The sequence below is a fragment of the Citrobacter sp. Cu233 genome, from assembly GCF_030332225.1.
Classification (GTDB): Bacteria; Pseudomonadota; Gammaproteobacteria; order Enterobacterales; family Enterobacteriaceae; genus Citrobacter.
The window spans coordinates 155,070-172,551 of sequence record NZ_JAOWIF010000035.1; the positions used below are offsets into that span (position 1 = coordinate 155,070).

A 17,482-nucleotide genomic window follows, 5' to 3' on the forward strand; every position below is an offset into this window, starting at 1 on the left:
ACAGCGTCTTTCACTTATTCAGACACCAAATCCTGTGCACATGCCCAGGCGCTCGACCACGCCCACTGGAAGTTATACCCACCCAACCAGCCGGTGACATCCATCACTTCACCAATAAAGTACAGCCCTGGCACTTTGCGGGCTTCCATCGTACGCGAAGACAGTTCGTTGGTATCCACACCCCCCAGCGTGACCTCCGCTGTGCGATACCCTTCGGTACCGTTCGGCTGCACCCGCCATTCAGTAAGCGTCTCCACCAGCGTTTGCTGATCGCGTACGTTAAGTTGTTTCAGCGTCACATCCGGGATTTGCCCTAATTGCTGCAGACATTCCACCAGACGTTTCGGCAACTGCATCGCTAACGTGTTCTTTAAGCTCTGATTTGGATGTACGCTTCGTTGTTCGTCGAGAAAGCTCGCAAGGTCAACATCCGGCAACAAATTAATGCTGACAAATTCGCCGGGCTGCCAAAAACTGGAAATCTGCAAAACGGCCGGGCCTGAGAGCCCACGGTGCGTAAAGAGCAGGTTTTCACGAAATACGGTACCGTCTTCAGCGGTGATAACAGAAGGAACAGACACGCCAGAGAGTACCTGAAGCTGCTCCAACAGTGGCTTATGCAACGTAAAGGGCACCAGGCCTGCGCGCGTCGGCAACACCTTCAGTCCAAACTGCTCGGCAATTTTATAACCAAACGGCGTTGCCCCCAGACCCGGCATAGAAAGTCCACCGGAGGCAATCACCAATTTCTTTGCACCGACCGTCATCCCGTTCAGCTCCAGAATGAAGCCGTCATCATCTCGTGCGACGCTCAGGACTTCGCTACGTAACCGCATCGTAACGTTACCTTTTTCGCACTCGGCAACCAGCATATCGACGATTTGTTGGGCCGAATCATCGCAGAACAGCTGACCGAGCGTTTTTTCGTGCCAGGCAATACCGTGTTTACCTACCAGATCGATAAAGTCCCACTGCGTATAGCGAGCCAGCGCCGATTTGCAAAAATGCGGGTTTTGACTCAAATATGCGGCCGGTTCCACATAAAGATTGGTAAAGTTGCAGCGCCCTCCGCCGGACATGAGGATCTTACGTCCAGGCTTTTTACCATTATCAATCAGCAGTACTTGACTGCCTGCTTGCCCTGCCTGCGCGGCACAGAACATACCCGCTGCGCCAGCGCCTATAATAACGGTATCAAACCTTTCCACGTTGCGATCCTCTCTAAAAAGCGGGCGTGAATTGTAAAGATTCCTCAGTGGTCGCACCAGCACCAAACCACCAATAATAGGTATTTGTCTGAATTCTATAAGATAATTCTTTAGTGGTGTAAAACAAAGCAGGAGACAAATCAAAAAAACTCTATATTTCACTTTGCCCGCGCCGCCAAAGTCACTGATAATGCGCCGCGTTCATGTCCTCAAAATGGCGTAACGTCCTATGCTACATTTGTTTGCTGGCCTGGATTTACATACCGGGCTTTTACTATTGCTTGCTCTGGCTTTTGTGCTGTTCTACGAAGCAATTAACGGCTTCCACGATACAGCCAATGCTGTCGCAACCGTGATCTATACCCGTGCAATGCGTTCGCAATTGGCGGTGGTCATGGCTGCGTTGTTCAACTTCTTTGGTGTTTTGCTGGGTGGTCTCAGCGTAGCGTATGCCATCGTGCATATGCTACCAACGGATCTGCTGCTCAACATGGGTTCTTCACATGGCCTCGCCATGGTGTTCTCTATGCTGCTGGCGGCAATTATCTGGAACCTCGGTACCTGGTACTTTGGTCTGCCTGCATCCAGCTCCCACACGCTGATTGGCGCGATCATCGGTATTGGCTTAACCAATGCGTTGATGAACGGGACCTCAGTGGTGGATGCACTTAACATCCCGAAAGTACTCAATATTTTCGGTTCGCTGATCATTTCCCCTATTGTCGGTCTGGTGTTCGCAGGCGGTCTGATCTTCTTGCTGCGTCGTTACTGGAACGGCACCAAGAAGCGGGCGCGTATTCACCTGACGCCAGCAGAGCGTGAAAAGAAAGACGGTAAGAAAAAGCCGCCGTTCTGGACGCGTATCGCGCTTATCCTCTCCGCTATCGGTGTGGCGTTCTCCCACGGTGCGAACGATGGTCAGAAAGGTATTGGTCTGGTCATGCTGGTACTGATTGGCGTTGCGCCTGCAGGCTTCGTGGTGAATATGAATGCTTCTGGTTACGAAATTACACGTACCCGTGATGCTATCAATAACGTCGAAACCTACTTCCAGCAGCGTCCTGATCTGCTCAAACAGGCGACTGGCGTTGATCAGTTGGTTCCGTCTCCGACGGAAACGGCGACAACGACACCGGCAGAGTTCCATTGTCACCCGGCAAATACCATCAACGCGCTTGAGCGTGCGAAAGGTATGCTGGCGAACCTGGAAACCTACGACAAGTTAAGCGTTGAGCAGCGTAGCCAGCTGCGTCGCATTATGCTGTGCATTTCTGATACGACCGATAAAGTCGTGAAACTGCCTGGCGTAAGCAGCGACGATCAGCGACTGCTGAAGAAACTGAAAACCGACATGCTGAGCACCATTGAGTATGCTCCAGTCTGGATTATCATGGCTGTTGCTCTGGCTCTGGGCTGCGGTACGATGATTGGCTGGCGTCGCGTGGCGACCACTATCGGTGAGAAAATCGGTAAGAAAGGTATGACCTATGCTCAGGGGATGTCGGCACAGATGACTGCCGCAGTCTCTATCGGTCTCGCCAGTTACACCGGTATGCCTGTTTCCACCACTCACGTTCTCTCCTCTTCTGTTGCAGGGACGATGGTTGTTGACGGTGGCGGTTTGCAACGTAAAACGGTAACCAGCATTCTGATGGCCTGGGTCTTCACCCTGCCAGCAGCGATTATCCTTTCCGGGGGGCTGTACTGGCTCTCCCTGAAGCTAATCTAAGCGCATGCACAGTAAAAAAGCGGGTCAGGAAACTGACCCGCTTTTTTTATATCTGTCGTAAAAATCAGTGCCAGATAATCAGCGCGACCATACTGATTAACACCAGCCCACATAACGCGCTGGTAAGGATGAACTGACCGCGAACCCGCTCACAGCGGCGAATAAACTCATCGTCATGATGATCACGGTAACGCTGAGCGTAGATATACCACACCAGACGCATCTGCTTGTTAGGTTGCCCATGCGAGGTAAAAAAACCGCCCCCATCGACATACTGGTAAAGTAATGGATCGCAACCACGAAGTACCACTAACAGTGCGCGTAGCGAAGAAAAATAACGCGCCATATTAACAATGCAAACGACACATAAAGCCCAGAATAACGCAATGGTGCTTATCATATCTCCTCCCCGGCGACCCGCCCACAGAACTCCTTTCCGGGACTACCGCTCCCCGATACCCTGCCAAACCATTCAGTGAAGAGTACAACTGAAACCGCTCGTGTTAGTGTCACGCATCCGAGCGCCTCTCTAAATAGTGTAGGAGATTAGTTAATTTTTTTGCCAGAAGGTTAATCACTATCAATGCAATTAACTAAAAAATTTGTTTAACTACTTGGCAAGCAAGGCGGATTGACGGATTATCCCGGTCGCTATAATGTAAGGATAGTCCTTAAAAGGTACGTTTTTACGACTGGGCTAGCCCCGCGCACAAAGTTCGCAGGACGCGGATGACGCGGCGGCAGAATGAACGCCAGCAGGCTAGTCATCGACAACTTATGGAAGGAGTAACACTATGGCTTATAAACACATTCTTATCGCGGTTGATCTTTCTCCAGAAAGCAAAGTTCTGGTTGAAAAAGCGGTCTCTATGGCGCGGCCTTACAATGCGAAAGTCTCCCTTATCCACGTTGACGTAAACTATTCCGACCTGTACACCGGGCTAATCGACGTGAATCTGGGCGACATGCAGAAACGCATTTCTGAAGAAACCCACCACGCGTTAACCGAGCTGTCCACCAATGCAGGCTACCCTATCACCGAAACCCTGAGCGGTAGCGGCGACCTGGGCCAGGTTCTGGTCGATGCCATCAAAAAATACGACATGGATCTCGTCGTTTGTGGCCACCACCAGGATTTCTGGAGCAAACTGATGTCCTCCGCGCGTCAACTGATCAACACCGTTCACGTCGACATGTTGATTGTTCCGCTGCGTGACGACGAAGAAGCATAAAATGCTTGCTGCCGGGGAATAACCCGGCCCGCTGCAAACATTAAAGCCTGTAAACGCCCGCCTGTGCGGGCGTTTTTGTTTTTGTTATTTGGGCACAATTAGTACATCAATCCAACAAACAAATCATAATTAGTGTGATCAACTAATTGGATCGAAAACTATCTCTATAATAATCTACCCTTACGGCTAATCGCCGCAGTCTATAACAAAATAAGACTTTTTCGGCGCGTTTAACAATACGCGTTCATACTTTTCGGGATGGCTTTGAAAGGCGAAGGAATATGAATACTACTGCACCTACGGGCTTGCTGCAGCAACCTCGTCCGTTCTTCATGATCTTCTTTGTGGAATTATGGGAACGATTTGGCTATTACGGCGTTCAGGGCATCCTGGCGGTATTTTTTGTTAAGCAACTCGGATTCTCTCAGGAACAGGCATTTGTCACCTTTGGCGCGTTTGCTGCATTGGTATACGGCCTGATCTCCATCGGCGGCTATGTCGGCGACCATCTTTTAGGTACCAAACGCACGCTGGTGCTCGGCGCTATCGTGCTGGCACTTGGTTACTTCATGACCGGGATGTCACTGCTCAAGCCCGACCTGATTTTTGTCGCACTGGGTACCATTGCCGTGGGTAACGGACTGTTTAAAGCCAACCCGGCAAGCCTGCTGTCAAAATGCTATCCCCCGAAAGACGCACGTCTGGACGGTGCTTTTACCCTGTTTTATATGTCGATCAACATCGGTTCGTTGTTGTCACTGTCGCTGGCACCGGTGATTGCCGATAAGTTTGGCTACGCCGTTACCTATAACCTGTGCGGTGCCGGGCTTATCGTTGCGCTACTGGTCTACTTTGCCTGCCGTGGAATGGTAAAAAATATCGGCTCTGAACCCGATCATAAGCCGCTGAATTTCCGTAACCTGCTGTACGTGCTGGCCGGTACGGTAGTGATGGTATTCATCTGCGCCTGGCTGATGCACAACGTGCAGGTTGCCAACCTGGTGCTGATCGTCCTGTCGATTGCCGTGACTATCATCTTCTTCCGCCAGGCATTCAAACTGGATAAAACCGGGCGCAACAAGATGTTCGTGGCCTTTATCCTGATGCTGGAAGCGGTGGTATTCTACGTGCTGTATGCACAGATGCCGACATCACTGAACTTCTTTGCCATCAATAACGTGCATCATGAAATTCTCGGTATTACCATCAACCCGGTGAGTTTCCAGGCGCTGAACCCGTTCTGGGTGGTACTGGCAAGCCCGGTGCTGGCCGCGATTTATACCCGTCTGGGTAACAAAGGCAAAGACCTGACCATGCCGATGAAGTTTACGCTTGGCATGTTCCTGTGCTCACTAGGCTTCCTGACTGCCGCCGCAGCCGGAATGTGGTTTGCCGATGCTCAGGGTTTGACGTCTCCGTGGTTTATCGTGCTGGTTTATCTGTTCCAGAGTCTGGGTGAGCTGCTGATTAGCGCCCTGGGACTGGCAATGGTCGCCGCGCTGGTGCCACAACACCTGATGGGCTTTATTCTTGGGATGTGGTTCCTGACACAGGCAGCAGCCTTCCTGATGGGGGGTTACGTCGCAACGTTTACAGCAGTACCGGAAAACATTACCGATCCACTCCAGACGCTGCCTATCTACACCAACGTGTTCAGTAAGATCGGCCTGGTGACCCTGGCAGTAACGGTGGTGATGGCGCTTATGGTGCCATGGCTGAACCGAATGATTAATACGCCAAGTACCGAACAGTAATACACCGTGCCGGATAGCGGCTATTGCCTTATCCGGCCTGCGTTCAATATGCCCGGTACGCCTTGCGCTATCGGGCATTTCCAACCGTTACCCTTTGCGCGCGTTTATCCACTCCTGCACTTCCACCACGAAGGTATCTGGCGCTTTGCGGTACATCTTACGTGCCAAATCCAGAATGGTATGCTGGCCAAGCGCTTCTTCCATGCGCTGTTGCGCCATGTCCATTACCGAACGCACACCGCAAATGCCTTCACAAGCCCACTCCGGCGGATGCTCCTCAAAAACGGCTAAACGCTGGCGAATTTCACGACATTCAAAAATACGCTTCTCACCATCTATGGCATTGACCACATCCAGCACGGTGATGTCTTCCGCGGGTTTGGCCAACTGGAACCCACCGCCCTTACCCTCGATACTGCGCACCAGACCGGCTTTCGACAGACGAGTGAAGATTTTTGCCAGATAGTCATACGGAACGCTTTGTAGTTCGGCGATTTCTCGCACGCTCATATCCCGCGCGTCGCCTTTGCTGTCGACCATACACATCAGGCTATGGATGCCGTACTCAACCCCGGAACTGTAAAATGCCATTTATTATCTCAGCCAAAATGAATCTGAGTTTATTGTAGCTTTTTCATCTAAGGCATTCCAGAGAACAGAGTAATCCCGCATGAGAATAAAAATATAAATAGATACTTATCAAGTAGATAATAAAAAATAACGACACAATAATGAAAAAAGGATCAGGATCGCATTGCAATCCATAACTACGACCAATAAAATCCGAGTAAATACATCGTAGTCACCAGTGAGATAACACTAATGCAAAAACAAATTCTGATCGTGGGTGCCGGTTTTGCCGGTATGTGGGCAGCATTGAGCGCCGCACGCCTGGCGGATAAAAACCAGCAGGCCATTGATATTACGGTGATTGCGCCACAGCCAGAGTTGCGTGTACGCCCGCGTTTTTATGAAAGCGCGGTCAACACGCTGGTCGCCCCGCTGCAACCGTTATTCGACGCCACCGGCGTTAACTTCCTGCAAGGTCACGTTGAGCAGATCCTCCCGGCCTCTAAAGAAGTCAGCTGGAAAGACGTCAACGGTGAAACCCATTTGCGCCATTACGACCGCCTGGTACTCGCCAGCGGTAGCCATGTCGACCGCAATAGGATTACTGGTGCTGCCGAACACGCTTTCGACCTCGATCAGCTGGAAAGCGCTGCTGTACTGGAACAACACCTGAAAGATCTGGCACACCGACCGGAAAGTGACGCGCGCAACACCGTAGTGGTCTGCGGCGGCGGTTTTACCGGTATCGAAATGGCGCTGGAATTACCGGGCCGTCTGCGCGATATTCTCGGCGCCGATGCTAAGACCAGAGTTGTCGTAGTTGAACGCGGTGCACAGCCGGGCGCACGCTGGAGCCAGGAGCTGCGGGATGTCATCGCAGAGGCATCAGCCGAACTTGGCGTTGAATGGCGGGTGAATACGGAAGTGGAGTGCGTGGATGCGTCCGGCGTAACACTAAAAGATGGGCAGATGATTGCATCAGAAACCGTTATCTGGACGGTCGGCGTGCAGGCGAACGGCTTAACGGCACAGATCGACGCCCCACGCGATCGTCAGGGCCGTCTGCATGTGAATGCAAATCTTCAGGTTGTGGGTCATGAGGATATCTATGCGACGGGTGATGTTGCCTACGCCGCCACCGATGACAAAGGCAATCACGCCTTAATGACCTGCCAGCACGCTATTTTATTGGGCAAATTTGCCGGTAACAACGCCGCAGCCAGCTTGCTAAACGTTGCGCCACTGCCGTACCGTCAGGAAAACTACGTCACCTGTCTGGATCTCGGCGCGTGGGGTGCGGTGTATAGCGAAGGCTGGGATCAGCAGGTGAAACTGACGCGTGCAGAGGCGAAAAAGCTGAAGGTATCAATTGTCAGTGAATTGATATATCCACCGAAGGCTGACAAGGCCATAGCGTTTGAGATTGCCGATCCGCTGGCTCCTTTTGTGTAGTCGAATCGCCGGATGTGGCTAACGCCTCATCCGGCCTGGAAACTACGCAGTACCCGCATAAATATCAAACCGGTGCCCTTTGGTCACCACCGCATTGGGCGTCGCCACATCCGCGAGCGGCGGTGCGTAATCCGGGCGTTTCACCACGACACGTTTAGTCGCCAGCTGACGTGCTGGCATCAACAAACCATCGGCGTCTAAATCAGGCCCCACCAGCGACTGAAACACGCGCATCTCTTTTTTCACCAGCGCGCTTTTCTGCTTATGTGGAAACATCGGGTCGAGATACACCACCTGCGGGCGCGGCGTGATATCGGTCAACGCCGTCAGACTGGACGCATGGATCAGTTGTAACCGCTCCTGCAGCCACAGCCCGATTTCCGGATCGGCGTAACCACGGGCCAGACCATCGTCGAGCAGCGCCGCCACCACTGGGTTGCGCTCCAGCATCCGTACGCGGCAGCCAACGGAGGCCAGTACAAACGCATCGCGCCCCAGCCCGGCTGTCGCATCGACTACATCCGGCAGATAATCGCCTTTAATGCCGACAGCCTTTGCCACCGCTTCGCCTCGTCCACCGCCAAACTTACGCCGATGGGCCATCGCCCCGCCGACAAAATCAACGAAAATGCCGCCGAGCTTAGGTTCATCGCGTTTGCGCAGTTCCAGATGCTCCGCTGTCATCACCAGCGCCATCAGATTGTCTTCATCGTGTTCCAGCCCCCAGCGGGCAGCAAGAACAGATAAGGCGCCGTCTCCGGCGCCTGTTTCATCAAGTAAGCAGATTTTCACGCGAATAATCAGCCTTTAATCCCGTAATGCTCCAGCATCGCATCCAGTTGCGGCTCGCGGCCACGGAAGCGTTTGAACAGCGTCATTGGCTCCTCAGAACCCCCACGAGTCAGGATGCTGTCCAGGAACGACTGTCCGGTTTCGCGGTTGAAAATCCCCTCTTCTTCAAAGCGAGAGAACGCGTCAGCCGCCAGCACGTCAGCCCACAGATAGCTGTAGTAACCCGCTGCGTAGCCGCCCGCAAAAATATGGCTGAAGGCATGCGGGAAACGGCCCCATGTCGGCCCTGGCACCACAGCAACCTGCTTTTTAATCTCTGCCAGGGTTTCAAGGATTTTCGCCCCCTGCTGCGGGTTAAACTCAGCGTGCAGACGGAAATCAAACAGGCCGAATTCCAGCTGACGCAGAATAAACAGCGCCGCCTGGTAGTTTTTCGCCGCCAGCATTTTATCCAGCAGTTCTTTCGGCAGCGGTTCACCGGTTTCATAGTGACCGGAGATAAACGCCAGCGCTTGTGGCTCCCAGCACCAGTTCTCCATAAACTGGCTCGGCAGTTCGACGGCATCCCATGGCACACCGTTGATACCGGAAACGCCGGCCGTTTCGATACGGGTCAGCATGTGGTGCAGGCCGTGACCAAACTCATGGAACAGGGTGATCACTTCATCGTGGGTGAACAACGCCGGTTTACCGTTCACCGGACGGTTGAAGTTACAGGTCAGATAAGCGACCGGTTTTTGCAACGTGCCGTCGCTTTTACGCATCTGGCCGACACAGTCGTCCATCCACGCCCCGCCGCGTTTGTTTTCGCGAGCGTAGAGGTCAAGATAGAAGCTGCCACGCAGCTCGTTGTTTTCATCGTACAGTTCAAAGAAGCGAACTTCCGGATGCCAGACGTCTACGTCAGTACGCTCTTTGGCGGTGATGCCGTAAATGCGCTTAACCACTTCAAACAGGCCGTTAACCGCTTTGTTTTCCGGGAAGTAAGGACGCAACTGCTCGTCGCTGATGCTGTAAAGGTGCTGTTTTTGCTTCTCGCTGTAGTACGCGATGTCCCACGGCTGCAGCTCATCAATGCCAAATTCAGCTTTTGCGAAGGCGCGCAACTGAGCCAGCTCTTTTTCGCCCTGCGGACGCGCACGTTTGGCCAGATCCGTCAGGAACTCGAGCACCTGCTGCGGGTTTTCCGCCATTTTCGTGGCGAGAGATTTAAAGGCGTAGCTTTCAAAGCCCAGCAGTTGAGCCAGTTCGTGGCGCAGCGCGAGGATCTCTTCCATTATCGGGCTGTTATCCCATTTGCCCGCGTTTGGCCCCTGGTCAGATGCGCGGGTGGAATAAGCGCGGTACATCTCTTCACGCAGAGCCTGGTTGTCGCAGTAGGTCATCACCGGCAGGTAGCTCGGGATGTCCAGCGTCAGCAGATAACCTTCCTGCTCTTTGGCTTCGGCCTGAGCTTTAGCGGCAGCCAGCGCACTTTCCGGCATCCCGGCAAGCGCAGATTCGTCGGTGACGAGTTTGGTCCAGCCCATGGTCGCATCAAGCACGTTGTTGCTGTACAGGTTACCCAGTTCAGACAGACGGGTCGCGATTTCGCCATAGCGCTGTTGTTTTTCTTTCGGCAAGCCAATGCCAGACAGCTCAAAATCACGCAGTGCGTTATCGACCGCTTTTTTCTGTGCGGTGTTCAGGGTGGCGTAATGATCGCCATCGCGCAGGTCGCGGTAGGCTTTGTACAGCCCCTCATGTTGCCCAACCCAGGTGCTGTATTCAGACAGCAGCGGCAGCGTTTGTTCGTAGGCTTCGCGCAGCTCCGGGCTGTTTTTCACCGAATTCAGGTGGCTGACCGGAGAGAAAATACGTCCCAGGACATCGTCCACTTCCGCCAGTTGCTGGCAGAGATTTTCCCAGGTATACGGCGCGCCCTGCGCAACCACTCGTTCAACGTTTTCGCGGCAATCGTTTAGCGCCTTAGTTACAGCGGGCACGACATGCTCAGGCTGAATTTTAGAAAACGGGGGCAGTTCGAAGGGAGTCAGCAATGGATTGGTCATTAGCGCGGTCCTGTTGAAAAGAGTGAATGAAGCGCGTATCCGGCGCTGTGCATATTATTTGTAGAATGGGGTTAAGTGTAGAGGATTTCAATGCCAGGCGTTGCGCTTTCGCGGCAGTGACGACTTTTCTGTATACTGTGGCGATACGCTCTATTTTCGCCCGATTGCACGCCGCTTTCGGGCCTACGTTTATAACCTGGAACACGTTTACCCATGCTCAGTTATCGCCACAGCTATCACGCTGGCAACCACGCCGACGTCCTCAAACATACGGTTCAGAGCCTGATCATCGAGTCGCTCAAAGAGAAAGAAAAACCGTTTCTCTATCTGGACACCCATGCCGGGGCTGGCCGTTATCAGCTGAGCAGTGAACATGCCGAGCGCACAGGTGAATACCTGGAAGGCATCGCCCGTATCTGGCAACAGGACTCCCTCCCGGCGGAGCTGGAACCCTATATTTCTGTCGTGCAGCATTTCAACCGGAGTGGTCAGTTGCGCTACTACCCGGGTTCTCCGCTGATTGCCCGCCAGTTATTGCGTGAGCAGGACAGCCTGCAATTGACAGAACTGCACCCGAGCGATTTTCCGCTACTGCGTTCCGAGTTCCAGAAAGACGAACGTGCGCGCGTCGCTAAAGCCGACGGTTATCAGCAGTTAAAAGCAAAATTACCGCCGGTTTCCCGTCGCGGATTGATCCTTATCGATCCCCCATACGAAATTAAATCCGACTATCAGGCCGTCGTCACCGGCATCAGCGAAGGTTACAAACGTTTCGCAACCGGTACCTATGCACTGTGGTATCCGGTAGTCCTGCGTCAGCAAATCAAACGTATGATTCATGATCTGGAAGACACCGGCATTCGTCGCATCCTGCAAATTGAGCTGGCGGTTCGCCCGGACAGCGATCAGCGCGGTATGACGGCTTCCGGCATGATTGTGATTAACCCGCCGTGGAAGCTGGAACAGCAGATGAACAACGTCCTGCCGTGGCTACACAGCAAACTGGTTCCGGCAGGAACCGGGCACACTTCCGTCAGCTGGATCGTGCCGGAGTAATCGCAGCCATCGGTGGAACCTTTTAATTTCAGGTATACAATCGCGAATATTTTGGCGGATGGCATAACGCTTCTCCGCCCTACAATGAACATGAAGGAGCGGTCATGACCAAGCACTATGATTACATCGCTATCGGCGGCGGCAGCGGCGGAATTGCCTCCATTAACCGTGCGGCAATGTACGGCCAGAAATGCGCACTGATTGAAGCCAAAGAGCTAGGCGGCACTTGCGTCAACGTTGGCTGCGTACCGAAGAAAGTGATGTGGCATGCCGCGCAGATCCGCGAAGCTATTCATATGTATGGCCCGGATTATGGTTTCGACACTACTATCAATAAGTTCGATTGGGATAAACTGATCGCCAGCCGTACTGCCTATATCGATCGCATTCATACCTCTTACGATAACGTGTTGGGTAAAAATAACGTCGATGTCATTAAAGGCTTTGCCCGCTTCGTTGATGCGAAAACCATTGAAGTGAACGGTGAAACGATCACTGCCGATCATATTTTAATTGCGACCGGCGGCCGCCCAAGCCATCCGAACATTCCGGGTGTGGAATACGGCATCGACTCCGACGGTTTCTTTGAGCTGCCAGCACTGCCGAAACGCGTGGCGGTCGTTGGCGCAGGCTACATCGCCGTTGAACTGGCTGGTGTGATTAACGGCCTGGGTGCAGAAACACATCTCTTTGTGCGTAAACACGCACCGCTGCGTAGCTTTGACCCGATGATTGTCGAAACACTGGTTGAAGTGATGAACACGGAAGGCCCAACTCTGCATACCCACGCTATTCCAAAAGCCGTGGTTAAGAATGCAGACGGCAGCCTGACTCTGCAACTGGAAGATGGTCGTAGCGAAACGGTAGATTGCCTGATCTGGGCGATTGGTCGTGAACCGGCAACCGACAACTTCAACCTGGCTGCAACGGGTGTGAAAACCAACGAAAAAGGGTACATCGTTGTTGATAAATACCAGAATACCAGCGTTCCTGGTATTTATGCGGTCGGCGATAATACCGGTGCCGTTGAACTGACGCCAGTTGCGGTTGCTGCAGGCCGTCGTCTGTCCGAACGTCTGTTTAATAACAAGCCGGACGAGCATCTGGACTACAGCAACATTCCAACCGTAGTCTTCAGTCATCCACCAATTGGTACTGTAGGGTTAACCGAGCAGCAGGCACGCGAACAGCACGGTGATGATCAGGTAAAAGTGTATAAATCATCGTTTACCGCGATGTATACCGCTGTGACCTCTCACCGCCAACCGTGCCGCATGAAGCTGGTCTGCGTGGGGCCAGAAGAGAAGATTGTCGGTATTCACGGCATCGGCTTTGGCATGGACGAAATGCTACAAGGCTTCGCGGTGGCACTGAAAATGGGCGCGACTAAGAAAGATTTCGACAACACCGTAGCGATCCACCCAACTGCGGCTGAAGAATTCGTCACCATGCGTTAAGCGCACACGTGTAGAAAGATTGCGATCGCGACTCACTACACGCTCAAACAACGCCCCTCCGGCAACCAGAGGGGCGTTACATCATCTCAGCCAGCGCTATTCAGCCAACGCACGCATCTCTTTAATCAGGTCTGATTTCCCCTCAAAACCAATGCCCGGCAGTTCAGGCATGACGATATGACCGTCCTCCACCGTCACAGAATCCGGGAAACCGCCGTACGGCTGGAACAGGTCCGGGTAACTTTCATTGCCGCCCAGGCCAAGACCCGCCGCAATGTTCAGCGACATCTGGTGGCCGCCATGGGGTATGCAGCGTGATGGAGACCAGCCAAACTGCGCAAGGACATCCAGCGTGCGCAGGTATTCGACCAGACCGTAGGAAAGCGCGCAGTCAAATTGCAGGTAATCGCGATCCGGGCGCATGCCGCCATAACGCAGCAGGTTACGCGCATCCTGATGAGAAAAGAGGTTTTCACCGGTCGCCATTGAGCCTGGGTAAAATTCAGCCAGTGCAGCCTGCAAGGAATAATCTAGCGGGTCGCCCGCCTCTTCATACCAAAACAACGGGTATTCACGCAGCATTTTGGCGTAGGCAATACTGGTTTCCAGATCAAAACGACCATTGGCGTCGACGGCCAGGCGTGCTTCATCACCAATTTCGGCGAGTACCGCGTCAATTCGCCGGCGGTCTTCATCCAGCGATGCTCCGCCGATTTTCATTTTAACCACGTTATAGCCGCGATTCAGGTAGCCTCGCATTTCCTGACGCAACGCGCTCAAGTCTTTACCCGGATAATAGTAACCGCCCGCTGCGTAAACAAAGACGCGCGGGTTGGCCTCAACGCCCTTCATCTCAGCCAGCAGATGAAACAACGGCTTGTTGGCAATTTTGGCGACAGCATCCCAAATGGCCATATCCAGCGTGCCGACGGCGACCGAACGCTCGCCATGCCCCCCCGGCTTCTCGTTACTCATCATGACGTCCCAGATTTTATGCGGATCCAGGTTATTACCTTTGGTATTCAGCAGGCTTTCTGGAGCAGCTTCCAGAATGCGGTTACGGAAGCGCTCGCGGATCAATCCCCCCTGACCATAACGACCATTAGAGTTAAATCCGTATCCCACAACGCGGCGTCCCTCTATTTCAACATCAGTCACAACAGCCACCAGGCTGGTTGTCATCTTGCTAAAATCGATATAGGCGTTACGAATAGGGGAAGCGATGGGTTTAGTTATTTCTACAACATCGAGGATACGCATGTTTTCTCCGGCGGGTTCTTAGTCAGTTGTGCTCGCACTTACGCGCCTGTAAAAAGTGATAACTCATGCCGGTTTATTATTGGCATAATGCACGCAGGAAGCATTTAAGGACGCCATCGTCCTGTCTTTTTCCATCTTAAGCAGTGCTCATCTGCTGATCTAATGCCAAAGAGGCTGGCTGTAATGCAAAATCGGCATCACCTGGAACTCACCTGGCTTGAAGACTGCATTGCGCTGGCGCAGTCACTCAATTTCTCCCGGGCAGCCGCTTCCCGATATGTGACGCAGCCCGCATTCAGTCGGCGCATTGTCTCGCTGGAAGAGTGGCTTGGAACGCCGATTTTTGAGCGCAACCGCCGTGGCGTCAGCCTGACTCGTGCAGGGGAAGTGTTCGTCGCTCAGGTACCCGAACTGATCCGGGCGCTTTACACCCTGAGAAATGAAACCATTGAAGCAGCAGGAAATACCCGACCAGATGTTATTTTCTCTGCAACACACTCCCTGTCGTTTTCATTTTTTCCGGCGCTGATGCGTAATAACGAAAAAATCGCCCGTTTCGGCTCATTTCGCCTGCTATCCGACACGCTCAGCGCCTGTGAACGGATGATTGAAAAAGGGGATGCTCAGTTTCTGCTGTGTTATTACCACCCTCACATGCACATCAACCTTGAGCAGACGAAATATCTCAGCGTCCGCCTTGGACGAGAAATATTATTGCCCTACTCAAAATGCGCTCCCGGCGCTCCTCAGCCGCTCTGGCAGGCAACGGGGGGCAAAAAATTTCCGTTTCTCTCCTTTTCTGCAGAATCCGGTCTGGGGAGGATCCTCTCGAACACGTCTCCGGTGAATCATGCCCGACGCGGTATGGACATCGCCTTCACCGCCGATCTGGCCGCCACGCTGCTGGCGATGGTCAAAGCCGGGGACGGTATTGCCTGGCTACCGGAAAGTCTGGCGGCTCCGGACGTTCAGGCCGGGACAATCGTCGTTGCGGCCCCGCAACAGAGTGGATTATGGGTACCCATTGATATCAGACTGTTTCGACCTGCGGCCAGGATGTCCAGGGCAGTGGAAGAATTGTGGGAAATATTCGTAGGTGAGCAGATATAACCGACGGCCAGGTAAAGGAAAATTATCCAGCCTGCAAAACGTGTCAGGCTGGATAGGGGGAATTATTATTTACCCTGCATATATGGCGTATACACCCCGTTAAGACTTTCAAGGAATGCCACGATATCGTCGATATCTTTCTGCGGCAGTTCTTTACCCACCTGATAACGCAGCATCAGTTTCACCGCGCCATCGAGCGTAGGCACATCACCCCGGTGGAAATAAGGTGCGGTCAACGCAACGTTACGCAGACCCGGTACTTTCTGGCGCAGTTTGTCACGTAATTCATTCGTGACGTTCATACGACCAATATCTGCCGTGGTGACTTCGCCAAAATTAAAGTCCTTTTTCAGCCCCAGGGGTTCGAATGAGCGTCCACCTAAAATAATACCGCCATGGCAGGTCGCACACTTATTATCCTTAAACAACTGATAGCCTTGTTTTTGCTGAGCCGTTAACGCGCCTTCATCACCACGTAGCCATTTATCAAACGGTGCATTTGGCGTAATGAGCGTTTTCTCAAACTCAGCAATCGCGTCAGTAATATTGTCACCACTGAATCCCTGTGGATAAACGGCGATAAACTCTTGCTTCAAGGCCGGGTCTTTATCCAGTTTCTGGATAATCTCATCCCAGGATTTCGATGCCATTTCAATCGGATTGAGCGGTGGACCACCCGCCTGAGCCTGCAATGTTGGCGCACGACCATCCCAGAACTGTTCAACGTTAAAGACCGAGTTAAAGACCGTCGGCGCATTGATAGGGCCAACGGCACCACCGACACCGATTGACGTTTTTCTGCCATCCACACCGCCCGCATTCAGGGCATGGCAGTGCGCACAAGAAATCGTGCTGTCGCCAGAAATCCGTGGGTCATGATAGAGCGTGAAACCGAGCGCCACTTTACGGGCATCTGTCGGGATACTGTCCGGTATCGGTTGAACCGGTTCGTTGCGATGTTGAGCTGCCGTATCGCTGCTGGCATAGTACTGCTCGCGTTGTTTTGCGATCCAGCCAAGAATCTCTTTGCGCTCAGCATCACTAACCTTACCGGCCCAGTGCAGTGCGGTATAACGCGTTGGCGGCATGGTGTCGTACTGCATCACCCACTCAATTTTATTCAGATCGCTTTGTGAAACGGGTTTATCCGCGACCAGTGCCGCACGCACGGCTTCAAGATTGAAGGATTTATATCCCAGTTGAATATCGTAATTCATCAACTGTTTAGCGACAGGAAAAGAAGAATAGAAAGGTAATTCCGCTGAAGGGGTATGACAATAATCGCATCCTTTTTCGCGTAAAAACCCTAATACTTTATTATTTTCTTCCAGCGTAGAAGCCTGAACATCAGCTTGTTTACTACGTTGATTATCGTGATACCACACATAACCGGATAATCCAAAATAACAAATCACGATGCCTGCTATAGCCATCGCGGTAAGACGGGTAATGATTTTCATTATTTTACCCTCACCGTTGTGAGTTATTGTGACCCAGAAAATTAGAATAATTAATGCACAGTCTTTGTCAGACCTGACCATCATAGGAAATGGGGGGATTACTTTTTTGATAATTATCAATCAATTAGATGGGCGGGAACTATCGATAGAATAGCCTGCGCCTATTATAAGAATGAGCCGTTACCCGGTTCTATTCACACCTCGTTGCAATCGAATGTTCTGAAAATGAAATAGTTTTAGATTGTGAAAAATTATAAATTTCTCATTGTTATCATTGGGATAGTTTTATTTCTTTATTATTGATAAGCATAAAAACGTGATCAACCGCACGCTTTACCCTCCCGGCACCGA

The 17,482-nt window shown here is 52.4% G+C and carries 14 protein-coding genes; 7 read left to right on the top strand and 7 right to left on the bottom strand.

The window, feature by feature from the left end; genetic code table 11:
- Positions 1 to 14 precede the first annotated feature (14 nt).
- The gene (locus OGX95_RS14295; protein ID WP_286629907.1) at positions 15 to 1,208 is read right to left on the bottom strand and encodes a BaiN/RdsA family NAD(P)/FAD-dependent oxidoreductase; all 1,194 of its coding nucleotides are present in this window, start codon (positions 1,206 to 1,208) and stop codon (positions 15 to 17) included.
- Positions 1,209 to 1,437: 229 nt separating this feature from the next.
- On the opposite strand from OGX95_RS14295, the gene pitA reads away from it, so the two are divergent.
- The gene (gene pitA, locus OGX95_RS14300; protein ID WP_286629908.1) at positions 1,438 to 2,937 is read left to right on the top strand and encodes an inorganic phosphate transporter PitA; all 1,500 of its coding nucleotides are present in this window, start codon (positions 1,438 to 1,440) and stop codon (positions 2,935 to 2,937) included.
- Between the two features lie 64 nt (positions 2,938 to 3,001).
- Here the strand turns inward: pitA and uspB are convergent, their stop codons facing one another.
- Positions 3,002 to 3,337 (bottom strand): universal stress protein UspB, encoded by a 336-nt coding sequence (gene uspB / locus OGX95_RS14305; protein ID WP_003023371.1) that lies wholly within the window; start codon positions 3,335 to 3,337, stop codon positions 3,002 to 3,004.
- 394 nt (positions 3,338 to 3,731) lie between these two features.
- Here uspB and uspA point away from each other — a divergent pair, with 394 nt between their 5' ends.
- Entirely contained in the window at positions 3,732 to 4,169 is a 438-nt protein-coding gene (gene uspA / locus OGX95_RS14310; protein WP_003023368.1) for a universal stress protein UspA, read from the top strand.
- A gap of 281 nt (positions 4,170 to 4,450) precedes the next feature.
- Positions 4,451 to 5,923, top strand: a complete 1,473-nt coding sequence (gene dtpB / locus OGX95_RS14315; protein WP_286629909.1) for a dipeptide/tripeptide permease DtpB — start codon at positions 4,451 to 4,453, stop codon at positions 5,921 to 5,923.
- Between the two features lie 87 nt (positions 5,924 to 6,010).
- On the opposite strand, the gene OGX95_RS14320 is transcribed toward dtpB, so the two are convergent.
- Positions 6,011 to 6,514 (bottom strand): RrF2 family transcriptional regulator, encoded by a 504-nt coding sequence (locus tag OGX95_RS14320; protein WP_286629910.1) that lies wholly within the window; start codon positions 6,512 to 6,514, stop codon positions 6,011 to 6,013.
- Positions 6,515 to 6,745: 231 nt separating this feature from the next.
- On the opposite strand from OGX95_RS14320, the gene OGX95_RS14325 reads away from it, so the two are divergent.
- Positions 6,746 to 7,945 (top strand): NAD(P)/FAD-dependent oxidoreductase, encoded by a 1,200-nt coding sequence (locus OGX95_RS14325; protein WP_286629912.1) that lies wholly within the window; start codon positions 6,746 to 6,748, stop codon positions 7,943 to 7,945.
- 42 nt (positions 7,946 to 7,987) lie between these two features.
- On the opposite strand, the gene rsmJ is transcribed toward OGX95_RS14325, so the two are convergent.
- Both rsmJ and prlC read right to left on the bottom strand, forming a co-directional pair.
- Positions 7,988 to 8,737: a 16S rRNA (guanine(1516)-N(2))-methyltransferase RsmJ gene (gene rsmJ, locus OGX95_RS14330; protein ID WP_286629913.1), complete on the bottom strand. Its 750-nt coding sequence runs from the start codon at positions 8,735 to 8,737 to the stop codon at positions 7,988 to 7,990.
- An 8-nt stretch (positions 8,738 to 8,745) separates the two neighbouring features.
- Positions 8,746 to 10,788 (bottom strand): oligopeptidase A, encoded by a 2,043-nt coding sequence (gene prlC, locus OGX95_RS14335; protein WP_286629915.1) that lies wholly within the window; start codon positions 10,786 to 10,788, stop codon positions 8,746 to 8,748.
- Positions 10,789 to 11,001: 213 nt separating this feature from the next.
- Between prlC and OGX95_RS14340 the strand changes: the two genes are divergently transcribed.
- Both OGX95_RS14340 and gorA read left to right on the top strand, forming a co-directional pair.
- Positions 11,002 to 11,844: a 23S rRNA (adenine(2030)-N(6))-methyltransferase RlmJ gene (locus OGX95_RS14340; protein ID WP_286629916.1), complete on the top strand. Its 843-nt coding sequence runs from the start codon at positions 11,002 to 11,004 to the stop codon at positions 11,842 to 11,844.
- Positions 11,845 to 11,948: 104 nt separating this feature from the next.
- Entirely contained in the window at positions 11,949 to 13,301 is a 1,353-nt protein-coding gene (gene gorA, locus OGX95_RS14345) for a glutathione-disulfide reductase (RefSeq protein ID WP_137351200.1), read from the top strand.
- A 96-nt stretch (positions 13,302 to 13,397) separates the two neighbouring features.
- Here the strand turns inward: gorA and OGX95_RS14350 are convergent, their stop codons facing one another.
- Positions 13,398 to 14,561, bottom strand: a complete 1,164-nt coding sequence (locus tag OGX95_RS14350) for a mandelate racemase/muconate lactonizing enzyme family protein (protein WP_286629917.1) — start codon at positions 14,559 to 14,561, stop codon at positions 13,398 to 13,400.
- Positions 14,562 to 14,744: 183 nt separating this feature from the next.
- Between OGX95_RS14350 and OGX95_RS14355 the strand changes: the two genes are divergently transcribed.
- Entirely contained in the window at positions 14,745 to 15,671 is a 927-nt protein-coding gene (locus OGX95_RS14355) for a LysR family transcriptional regulator (RefSeq protein WP_286629919.1), read from the top strand.
- Between the two features lie 65 nt (positions 15,672 to 15,736).
- Here OGX95_RS14355 and OGX95_RS14360 read toward each other — a convergent pair whose 3' ends face one another.
- Positions 15,737 to 17,131 carry a cytochrome-c peroxidase gene (locus OGX95_RS14360; RefSeq protein ID WP_286629921.1) on the bottom strand — a complete coding sequence of 465 codons (1,395 nt, stop codon included), beginning with the start codon at positions 17,129 to 17,131 and terminating at the stop codon, positions 15,737 to 15,739.
- Positions 17,132 to 17,482: the final 351 nt, after the last annotated feature.